This is a genomic window from Streptomyces sp. NPDC043854, assembly GCF_056436005.1.
This window is the reverse complement of the sequence record NZ_JBWKDK010000012.1, coordinates 168,307-178,645: the sequence shown is the minus strand read 5'-3', so window position 1 is coordinate 178,645 and position 10,339 is coordinate 168,307. Positions and strand designations below refer to the sequence as shown.

The 10,339-nt window shown below is 78.1% G+C and carries 7 protein-coding genes; 6 read left to right on the top strand and 1 reads right to left on the bottom strand.

Features of this window, described 5'->3' with window-relative positions:
* Positions 1-145: 145 nt before the first annotated feature.
* Positions 146-331, bottom strand: coding sequence for a DUF6104 family protein (locus AC068A_RS14360; protein ID WP_010061466.1), 186 nt, complete (start codon positions 329-331; stop codon positions 146-148).
* A gap of 137 nt (positions 332-468) precedes the next feature.
* On the opposite strand from AC068A_RS14360, the gene AC068A_RS14355 reads away from it, so the two are divergent.
* The 6 genes from AC068A_RS14355 to AC068A_RS14330 all read left to right on the top strand — a co-directional run bounded on the left by AC068A_RS14355 (position 469) and on the right by AC068A_RS14330 (position 10,269).
* Positions 469-2,595, top strand: coding sequence for a VMAP-C domain-containing protein (locus tag AC068A_RS14355; RefSeq protein WP_478584719.1), 2,127 nt, complete (start codon positions 469-471; stop codon positions 2,593-2,595).
* 31 nt (positions 2,596-2,626) lie between these two features.
* Positions 2,627-3,637, top strand: a complete 1,011-nt coding sequence (locus AC068A_RS14350) for an AAA family ATPase (RefSeq protein ID WP_478584717.1) — start codon at positions 2,627-2,629, stop codon at positions 3,635-3,637.
* A gap of 5 nt (positions 3,638-3,642) precedes the next feature.
* Positions 3,643-7,158 carry an SAV_2336 N-terminal domain-related protein gene (locus AC068A_RS14345; RefSeq protein WP_478584715.1) on the top strand — a complete coding sequence of 1,172 codons (3,516 nt, stop codon included), beginning with the start codon at positions 3,643-3,645 and terminating at the stop codon, positions 7,156-7,158.
* A 115-nt stretch (positions 7,159-7,273) separates the two neighbouring features.
* Positions 7,274-7,618, top strand: coding sequence for an FxSxx-COOH cyclophane-containing RiPP peptide (gene fxsA, locus AC068A_RS14340; RefSeq protein WP_478584713.1), 345 nt, complete (start codon positions 7,274-7,276; stop codon positions 7,616-7,618).
* Between the two features lie 138 nt (positions 7,619-7,756).
* Complete coding sequence (locus AC068A_RS14335; protein ID WP_478584712.1) at positions 7,757-9,016, top strand: FxsB family cyclophane-forming radical SAM/SPASM peptide maturase; 1,260 nt, start codon at positions 7,757-7,759, stop codon at positions 9,014-9,016.
* The gene (locus tag AC068A_RS14330; protein WP_478584710.1) at positions 9,013-10,269 is read left to right on the top strand and encodes an HEXXH motif domain-containing protein; all 1,257 of its coding nucleotides are present in this window, start codon (positions 9,013-9,015) and stop codon (positions 10,267-10,269) included. The genes AC068A_RS14335 and AC068A_RS14330 overlap by 4 nt, the downstream gene beginning before the upstream one ends.
* Positions 10,270-10,339 lie beyond the last annotated feature (70 nt).

Here is a 10,339-nt window from a genome sequence, read left to right as displayed (position 1 = left end):
CGTCCAGGACCCGTTCCGTCTCCTCCCCCCCCCCCCCCCCCCCCCCCCCCCCCCCCCCCCCGCCCTCCCCCCCCCCCCCCCCCCCCCTCCCCCCCCCCTCTGCCGCAGCGGGTCCCGCGCACGCGTGACGCAGGTCCCGGCGGTCTCACTCGTCCTCGTCGTCCTCGTCGTCCAGCCGCGCCAGCCACGTGGCCAGACGCTCCACCGGGACCTCGAAGTCCGGGTTCAGGTCGACGAACGTGCGCAGCTGCTCGGCCAGCCACTCGAAAGTGACCTCCTCCTCGCCGCGCCGCTTCTCCAGCTCCTCGATGCCGCGATCGGTGAAGTACAAGTCGGGCTCCGTGCCGTGATGACGATGTGCATGCGGATGTTTCCCGCCAGGATAATCCGCACGACCGGCGAGCCCTCCCCTCCGAGCTGCCCCGGCGCTAGCCTGGAGTGCCTTTCCAATCTTGAGAGGGGCGGGGGATGCCAGACGCGCGCACCGGCGGCACCGCACGCGCCTACGAACTCCTCGAACCCCTCGTCCAGGCCGCGACCGTACGCGTCCACGCCGCCCCCGACGGGTATGCACCCCCTGGGACCGGCCCCACCTGGGGAAGCGGCTTCTTCATCGCGCCCGGCTGGGTCCTGACGTGCGCGCACGTCGTCGGCGAAGGGGGTGCTGCGGTGCGTCTCGTGGGACGTGAGCTCGGCATCACCTTCTCCTCCGGCCCACGCACCACCGGGACCGTCACCGGCCGCGTCGAATGCGTCCTGCCCGAACGGCTCGAAGAGCGCCGGCCCGCCCGCCGCGCCCTGTGGGACCTCCCCGACCTGGCCCTCGTCCGCGTCCTCGCCCCCGTCTCCCACGCCTGCGTACGCCTCACCGACCGGGCCCGGCCGCGCCTGGACGAGGTCGCCTACTTCGGCTGCACCGAGGACCTCGGCACACCCGAGATCACCGGCCGCACCACCCGGCTGCGCGGGACCGCGGCCGGCGGGGCCGCCCTGCGCCTCGGCGACGACGACGAGATCGAACCCGGCATGTCCGGAGGCCCCGTCGTCGACCTGGCCCACGGCGAGGTCGTCGGCGTCGTCAAGGCCCGCCGGCACACCGGCGGCGGCGGACTCGCCGTGTCCGTCATCCAGCTGCGCACCCTGCCCCTGGCCGCCACCGGCCAGGTCGGCCTCTACCGCCGGGTCATGCAGGCCCACGACCTCTACCACTACGACCAGCACCTCAGCGACCTCGACACCCGCCGCACCTGGACCGACCTGCACGGCGAACTCCGCGCCCTCGGCGCCGCCCGGGCCACCGCCGGCCCCGGCGGACTCCCCGGCGCCGGCGACCCGTACACGGCGGCGGGCCGGCTGACCGCCGCCGAGCGCACCACCCTGTGCGGGCTGCTCGCCGAGTTACCGCCACCCCCCTCCTCCGAGGCCGTCCGGGCCCTCGTCGAGGCGGCCCGCGGCGAGGAACCCGACCCGGCCCTGCCCGCCCCGCTCAGCTGGCGCGACGGCCTCGGCATGCTCCACGACCCGCCCGGCGGCGCCGGCGAGGCCGCCGCCGTGCTGCGGTACGCCACCGACGTCAGCGTCGCCGACTTCCGCGAGCCCCCCGCCCCCGGCGCCGACGAGGAGCTGTGGGACTGGGTCCGGGCCACCGCCGAGCGGCTGTGGCGGCCCCTGCGCCGGGAGCTCGGCGAACGTCGCGACCAGGGCCTGGCCGAACGGGAACGGCGCCGCCGCACCCGCGCCGCCCACGGCGCCCCCGGACCGGGACGGCCCGGCGGCACCCTGCCCCAGGGCCCCTCCGTCCTGCTGGAGGCCTGGGCGCACGGCTGGGAAGACGTCTACGACTGGCGCGTCTCCGTCCTGGCCGGACCCGCCCGCCCCGGACGGCTGACCCCGGTCGGCTCCGGCGTCCGCGTCACCCGGGCCGGGCTGCCGGAGGCGGTGCGCGACGCCCTCGCCGAGGCCTTCCGCCGCTGCGACACCCACGAAGCGGCGGCCGTCCTCGAGGTCGCCGTCGCCCCCGAACTGTTCGGACTGCCGGTGGACACCTGGATCCTGACCGGCCGCGTCCCGCTCGGCGCCCAGCGGCCCGTCGTGCTGCGCTACCCCGCCGGAGGCGACGGGGCGCACCCCGCCGACGCCGACGCCGCCCACCGCAGGGCCGACCGCTGGGCCCGCGTCCAGGCCGGGCCGCTGCTGGACGAGCGCGCCGACTGCGCCCGCGGCCGGCCCCGCACCCCGTCCCCCGCCTGGCTGGACGGACTCGCGGACAACACCGTGCCGGTGCACTGCCGGGCCGCCGACGCGGAACCCACCCGCGGATCCCTGTACGCGGTCCGCGACGCCGGGTACGGGGTGGCGGTCACCCGGCGGCCCCCGGCCGACCCGGGGGAGTCCTGCGCGCCGTTCCACCGCGGGCTGCGCGAGGAGCTGACCGAGGCCGGGCGGGGCGCACCACTGCCGGTGCGGCTCCAGGCGCTGCGGGCCCGCGCCCACGGGGCGGACCCCGACGCCTACTGGGCGAACGGGATGGCCCTGGTCTGGGACGACCCGGCCCGCGCCCTGCCCGAGGAAGAGCCGCTGCAGGGGGACCTGTGACGGGCGGGAGGGGACCCGGGAGGGGACGGACGTGAACGAGGAATGGCTCATCTACCGGGGGGTCGGCGAGCCCCACGACGGCATCGACACCCTGCCCGACCCGCCGCCGTGGCGGGACTTCGACGGCGGGCCGGTCGGCGAACCCCCGTCACCCGCCGCCACGGGCGACGGCAACGTCGCCCGCCGGCTCGGCGCGCACCGGCAGGCCGCCGAACTCCACCGGCCCGAGCCCGAGGAGCTCGAGGCCGTCAACGCGGCGCTCTACCTGCGCCGGCCGCTGCTCGTGACCGGATACCCCGGCACCGGCAAGTCCACCCTCGCGCACGCCGTCGCCCACGAACTCAAACTCGGCCGGGTGCTGCGCTGGCCCGTGGTCTCCCGGACCGTGCTCCAGGAAGGCCTGTACCGCTACGACGCCATCGCCCGGCTCCAGGACGTACAGATCGCCGCGAGCGGCGGCAGCCCCGGCGGCGCCCCCGGCATCGGCACGTACATCCGGCTCGGACCGCTCGGCACCGCCCTGCTGCCCGGCCGGCGGCCCCGCGTCCTGCTCATCGACGAACTCGACAAGAGCGACATCGACCTGCCCAACGACCTCCTCAACGTCCTGGAGGAAGGCGAGTTCTCCCTGCCCGAACTGGAACGCGTCGCCGACACCGAGCCCGAGGTGCAGGTCCTCACCGACGACGGCGCCAAGGTGACCGTCCGCGACGGCCGGGTCCGCTGCCGCGCCTTCCCCTTCATCATCCTGACCAGCAACGGCGAACGGGACTTCCCCGCCGCCCTGCTGCGCCGCTGCATCCAGCTCAAACTCGGCCAGCCCGGCGAGAAACGCCTCGCCACCATGGTCCGCGCCCACCTCGGCGAGGACGCCGCCCGGCTCGGCGCCGACCTGATCCGCGAGTTCCTCAGCCGCTCCCAGTCCGAACTCGTCGCCGCCGACCAGCTCCTGAACGCCATCTACCTGACCCACTACGCCTCCCCGCCCACCCGGGAGGACCTCGCCGACCTGCTCATCCAGCGCCTCGACCGCCCGAGGTGACCCCCATGCCGCCCCCTCCCGCCCCCGCCGGGCGACCCGCCCCGACCGGGCGGCCCGCCCCGGCACCCCCCGAGATCCGCGATCTGGCCGGCCTGCTGCGCGCCGCCGGACTCGACCCCTCCGCCGAGGAACTCGCCGACGCGCTCTGGCTCGCCGGCCGGATCGGCCCGCCCGGCCCCTCCGCCGCCCCCGCCGGCGCCGCCCGCCCCGTCCGCCGGCCGGTGCGGCAGGACGAGCCGCCGCCCGAGGACGGGCCCGCGCCCGCCGCACACGGGCCCGAGGACCCGGTCCGGCTCTACGCCGCCCGCCTGCGCGGCACCGTCGCCGAGGAGGCCGCCGCCTTCCCCAGCGGCGGCGGCGTGCCCGTACGGGTCCCCGGCGCGGCCGCCCTGCCCCGGATCCTGGAGATACAGCGCGCCCTGCGCTCCCTGCAGCGGCACCGCCCGCCCGGCCGGCCCACCCGCCTCGTCCTCGACGAGCCGGCCACCGCCGAGGCCAGCGCCCGCGCCCTCGGGCTGGTCATCCCCGTCCTGCGGCCCGAAAGCCGCCGCGAGGCGACCGTCCGGCTGGTCATGGACGCCTCCCCCTCCATGGCCGTGTGGCAGGACATGTTCGAGGAACTGCGCGGCGTCTGCGAACGCCTCGGCGCCTTCCGCGACGTACAGGTCCACTACCTGCACCGGCTCGCCGACGGCCGCGCTGCCCTCGGTCAGGCCCCCGACCCCGGCACCCGGCTGCGCTCCGGCGACCAGCTCCGCGACCCCGGCGGGCGCTCCCTCACCATGGTCGTCTCCGACTGCGCCGGGCCGCTGTGGCGCGAGGGCGCGGCCCAGCGGATCCTGCACCGCTGGGCCGAATGCACCCCCTGCGTCGTCGTCCAGCCCCTGCCCCAGCGGCTGTGGAACCGCAGCTGGCTGCCGACCGAGCGGGGCACCCTCACCCGGGTCGAGGGCGGCGCCGGCATGCTCAGGTTCCGGCCCGACCGGCCCGCCCGCCCCGGCCGGCTCCGCGGCGGCCTCACCGTCCCCGTGCTCCCGCCGAACGCCACCGCGCTCGGCGCCTGGGCCCGCGTCGTCGCCGGGTTCGGCACCGGACCCGTACCGGCCGAGGTGGGCCGGGTCCTCGCCGACCACCCCGCCGCGCCCGTCCCCCCGCCCCGGGCCGTGCGGCCGCCGCGCGAACTGGTGCGCCGCTTCTACTCCTCCGCCTCGCCGCGCGCCGTACAGCTCGCCGTCTACCTGTCCGCGGCCCCGCTGACCCTGCCCGTGATGCGGCTCGTCCAGCGCACCATGCTGCCCGACTCCGAACCCTCCGACCTGGCGGAGGTGCTGCTCAGCGGGCTCCTGCGGCGCGGTCCGGCACCGGGGGAGTGGTACGAGTTCACCCCCGGCGTGCAGGACGTCCTGCTCGGGCCGCTCGGCCGGGACGAGGCCGCCCTCGTCCTCAAGCACTGCTCGGAGTACGTACTCGCCCACTTCGGGCGCGGGGTGCGCAACTTCCCCGCACTCGCCGTCTCCCAGCTCACCGGGGAACCGGTGGTCGAGGAGGACGGCGACGAGCGGGTCCCCGCCGCGCCGCTCCCGCAGGCGTTCGCCGAGGTCTCCGCCCGCGTCGTACGGCGCTACCTGCCCGGACCGGCCGCGCAGGACACCGCCGGCCGGGAGCCCGCCGCGCCCCCGCCCGGACGGGGCTGGGCGGTGCGCACGGCCCGCGACCGGCTCGCCGCCCAGGACCGGCAGGGGGGCGACGGTGCCCAGCGCGGCCTGTACGAGGCCGTCGCGGTGCTGCGGCGCGCCGTGGCCGCCCCCGCGGGCCCCGACGACCCGGCGGGCGAGGCCGAGTACGAGCTGGCCGGGGCGCTGCTGCGGCTGTGGACTCGGCAGCGGGACCCGGAGCTGCTGGCCGAGGCCGAGCAGGCGGTGAGCGGGCTCCACACCGCGCCGGCCCGGGCGCTGCGCGGCCGGGTGCTGTACGAGCGGGCGCTGGCGGCTCCGGCCGAGCGGGCGGACGCGGAGCTCCTGGTCGCCGCCGAGCGGGAGTTCGCCGCCGCGGCCGCCGCGGCCGCCGCCCCGGACGGCGATGCGCGGCTGCGGCTGGACTGCGTGGTGCGGCAGGCCCGGGCCCTGGTCGGGCTGGGCGAGCTGCGCGACGACCCGATCCCGCTGTTCCAGGCGCGGGCGGTACTGGAGGCCCTGGCCGGGCAGGGGGCCGGGCAGGGGGCCGGGCCGGGGGCCGGTGCGGAGGGAGCCCTGCGGCCGGCCCTGGGGCGGGTGCTGCTGGCCCTGCTCCCCCGTACGGCCGACCCGGTGGAGCGTACGGCGCTGGCCGAACAGGCCGCCGGGCACCTGGCGTCGGGCCTGCCGGAGGCGGCCGGGGGACCCCGGGCGGAAGCCGGCGCGGACGCCCCGCCGGGGACGGGCCGGGGCGCCGGCGCGGGCATGGGCGCGGATACGGGCGCGGGCATGGGCGCGGATACGGGCAGGGACACCGCCGCGGGCACGGCAGGCGGCGCCCCGGCACCGGCTCCCGCCCCGGGCGGGGCCGGGACGGGAGCCGGACCGGGGCCCTCCGGACCCGCCGGGGGCCACAGTGCCGCCGGAGCCGGACCGGGGGCCACCGGGCAGGCACGGGCGGACGGGCCGGCGCAGGCAAGGGGCCGGGCGCAGGCCGCGCGGCTCCGCGTGGACCTGGCCACGGCCCTGCGCTACCTGCCCGGCCGCCTGGAGGAGGCGTCCGAGCAGCTGGCCCGGGCGCTGGCCGAGGCCGGCGGGGACCCCGAACTCCGGCTCGCCGCGCTGGTCTGCCTGGCCCGCGTGCACCGGGCCCGGTCCGCGCGGGACGGGGACCCGGCGGCGCTGGAGGACGCGGCCGACGCGTACCGCAGGGCCCGCCGGCTGATCCCCCGCGACGGGGAGGCCTACGCGGAGCTGCTGCCCGAGTGGGGCGACGTACTCCTCGAGCGGGCCCGGTCCGCCGGCGGGCGGCGGTTCACCTCGGCGGCCGTACGGGTGCTGCGCGACAGCCGGGCCGCGATCCCGCAGTCCGACGCCCGCTCGGCGCACCGGCTCGTGCGCCTCGCGGCGGGGCTGCGGCTGCGGCACGGCTACGAGGGTGACGTGGTGGACCTGCGGGAGGCCGAGTACCTGCTGGAGCTGGCCGTCCGGCACAGCCGCAGCCCGCTGGAGCAGGCCGGCGCCTGGCGTGAGCACGGGGACGTCCAGCAGGAGATCCACGCCCATACCCGGGCCCCGGACCGGCTCGACCGGGCCGCGGACTCCTACCGGCGGGCCTGGCGGGCGGCCCTGGAGGCCGACCGGGCGGACCGCCGGGAGACCGCCGTCGAACTCGCCGCGAGGGTCCAGGAGCTGCGGGGCGGGGTGCTGGAGCGGCTGGCCCGCCCCCGGGCGGCGCTCGACGCCTACCGGTCGGCCCTGGAGCTGTGGCGGGGGCTGGGGGACGCGGCCGCGGACCGCCGGGAGGCGCTGGCCTCCCGGGTGCGCACCCTGGAGGCCGGGCTGTGAGGCCGGCGCCCGGGGCGTGAAGGGCCCGCGCGCGGGAACACGTTCAACGGGGGCCATCGGACACCGCTAGCACATGCGATTCGGTACGGCGACTCAACAGGGGGACGGACAGCCCATGGTGATCCGGCATCAGGCACCGCACACGGAAGCGGCCGCGCAGACGGAAGGGGAGAGGGCCACGGACACGGAGGCGGACACCGAGACGGACACGGAGGCGGAGGCGGAGGCGGGGACGGGCCGCAGCGCGGGCAGGGGCGCGGGCGCGGGCAGGGGCGCGGGCAACACCGGCCCCGACCCGGCGGCCGCCTGCGCGGCCGGCCTCCCCGACCTGTCCGGATACGACCTGGCCGCACTGCGCGGGATCGACCACCCCGTGCTGGCCCGGGTGATCGAGGGCATGGTGGAACGGGTGACCCACCCCGCCGAGATCCTCAACGCCTTCGACTCCGGCGTCAGCTGAGCGGATGCTCACGCACCGCGTTCCCAAGGCCACGCAGAGCAGCCACAGTTGACCCGTTTCCGCCGTTAGCCGGTGCCGAACCCCGGGCAGGGATGGACCGTCCGCCGGGGCAGGCGGCCGGGGGAGGAGGTGCAGGCGATGGGGCACACGGACAGGAGCGGGTCCGCGCTGCCCGCACACCGGGCCCACGCCCCCTGGCCCTACGCCCGGCTCGACGTCCCCGCGCTCCGCGCGGCCGGCCACCGCCCGCATCCCGTACGGCAGTTCGTGCTCAAGACCCGCAGCCGCTGCAACCTCGCCTGCACCTACTGCTACGTGTACGAGATGGCCGACCAGACCTGGCGCAGCCGGCCCGCCGCCATGTCCCCCGCGACCACCGCCCGCGCCGCCGAGCGCATCGCCGAGCACGCCGCCGCGCACGGCCTGAGCCGCGTCGACCTCGTCCTGCACGGCGGCGAACCGCTGCTCACCGCCGCCGCCGAGCTGGCCGCGCCCGTCGACGCCGTACGGGCCGCCCTGCGCGCGGCCTCCCCGCGGACCAGGGTCACCGCCACCGTCCAGACCAACGGCACCCTCCTCACCCGCGGCCGGCTCGCCGCACTCGCCGCCGCCGGGATACGCGTCGGGGTCAGCCTCGACGGGGGCCTGCCCGAGCACAACGCCCGCCGCGTGGACCGCGCCGGGCGGCCCGGGTTCGGCGCGGCCGCCCGCGGGCTGCGGCTGCTCGCCCGGCACCCCGAGAGCTACGCGGGCGTGCTGAGCGTGGTCGACCCCGCCCAGGACCCGGTGCAGACGTACGAATCCCTGCTCGCCTTCGCCCCGCCGAGCATCGGCCTGCTACTGCCGCTGGCCAACTGGAGCACCCCGCCGCCCGGCCGCAGCCCGGGCAGCACCCCGTACGCCGACTGGCTGATCGCCGTGTTCGAACGCTGGTGGCACGACGGGGTGCTGCGGACCCGGATCCGGATGTTCGAGGAGATCATCGCCCTGCTGCTCGGCCTGCCCGCCGCCACCGAGACCCTCGGCCTCGCCCCCGCCGCCACCGCCGTGATCGAGACCGACGGCACCCTGGAGCAGGCCGACTCGCTCAAATCCGCGTACGAGGGGGCGGCCGCCACCGGGATGGCACTGCGGACACACAGCTTCGACGAGTTCCTCGACCATCCGGGGCTGGCCGCCCGCCAGCTCGGGGCGGCGGCCCTCGCCGACACCTGCCGCGCCTGCGAACTCGTCGCCGTCTGCGGCGGCGGCCACTACCCGCACCGCTACCGCGCAGGCGAAGGCTTCCGGCAGCCGTCCGTGTACTGCGAGGACCTCCAAGCCGTCATCCGGCACATCGCCGCCGCCCTCCACCGGGCCGCCGGCCGCGCGGCCATCCCCCGGGCGGCCGCCTCATGACCGACGCCCCCGCCCCCTTCGCCGTCACCCCGCCCGTCCTGCGCGCCCTCGCCTCCACCGAACCCTCCGCCGAGGGCACCCGCCTCATCCGCGACATACGCCGCTCCAAACGCCTGGTCCTGCTCCGCGCCGTGCTCGACGCCGCCCCCGGCCGGTGGTCCGGCGAGGCAGCCGACCACTGGGCGCTGCTGGAGGAGGCCGAGCGGCACGACCCCGACGCCGTCCACGACGTCCTGCACTACCCGGCCGCAGGCGTCTGGGCCGAGGAGACCCTGCGCCGCCTGCACGCCCCGCACGGGCCCGCCGCCGACCTCGGCCACCTCGGCGCCCTCGCCGTCGCCGCCGCCCTGCGCGCCGGCATCGCCTTCAAGACCACCCTGCGGCCCGTCGGCGGCCGCCTCGTGCTCCCCACCCTCGGCCTGCTGCGGCCGCCCCGGCCCGGCCCGCTCGCCCTCACCGAACGCTCCTGGGACCCCGACGACCCCGCCACCCTGCCCCTGCACACCCTGCCCGGCGGCCGCACCGCCCTCGACGACCTCGACCCGTACCGGGCCCTCGGCCACGCCCGCCCCGCACCCGTCCGCGCCGCCCGCCGCCTCACCCCCAAGGGCCACAAACGCTGGGACACCCAGTGGACCGGCGCCCTCACCCTGCTGGAGCGGTACGACACCGCCCGCGCCGGCGAGACGGGCCTGCTGCTGCGCTCCGTGGTCCCGCTGGCCGGCGGCTCCCGCTCCAGCGGCGCCACCCTGCCCGCGGCCGCGGGCTCCGTCCTCGCCCGCAGCCAGGCCCCGCCCGCACTGGCCGCCACCCTCGTCCACGAGGTCCAGCACGGCAAACTGTCCGCCCTCGCCGACGTCCTCACCCTGCACACCGCCGACGCCCACCCCCGGCACTGGGCCCCCTGGCGCGCCGACCCCCGCCCGCTGGAGGGGCTCCTGCACGGCGCGTACGCCCACCTCGCCCTGGCCGGCTACTGGCAGCGCGCCGCCCTCTACGGCGCCCGCGGCGCCTGGGCCCAGCACGCCCGGATCCGCGCCCAGGTGGCCGCCGTCCTCCCCGTACTCCGCTCCCACCCGCAACTGACCCGGACCGGGCAGGAGTTCACCGAGGCGATGGCCGCGGCCGAGCAGGCCATGGACGAGCTGCCGCCGCCCGGCGACCAGCACGCCGTCGCCCGCCGCGCCGTCGACCGGGCCCGCCGCGCCTGGTACGCGGAACACCCCGAACTCGGCCCGCCCGAACAGGGCTGACGGACCGTCGGCTGCGGTACCGTTTCACCCCCGCCCACCACCCGGATTCACCCCCGCCCACCACCCGGAT

What these genes read in the sequence shown, in the direction of transcription:
- AC068A_RS14355 (WP_478584719.1), top strand. Translation starts at nt 469, where the DNA reads ATGCCAGACGCGCGCACCGGCGGCACCGCACGCGCCTACGAACTCCTC.
- AC068A_RS14345 (WP_478584715.1), top strand. Translation starts at nt 3,643, where the DNA reads ATGCCGCCCCCTCCCGCCCCCGCCGGGCGACCCGCCCCGACCGGGCGG.
- fxsA (WP_478584713.1), top strand. Translation starts at nt 7,274, where the DNA reads ATGGTGATCCGGCATCAGGCACCGCACACGGAAGCGGCCGCGCAGACG.
- AC068A_RS14335 (WP_478584712.1), top strand. Translation starts at nt 7,757, where the DNA reads ATGGGGCACACGGACAGGAGCGGGTCCGCGCTGCCCGCACACCGGGCC.
- AC068A_RS14330 (WP_478584710.1), top strand. Translation starts at nt 9,013, where the DNA reads ATGACCGACGCCCCCGCCCCCTTCGCCGTCACCCCGCCCGTCCTGCGC.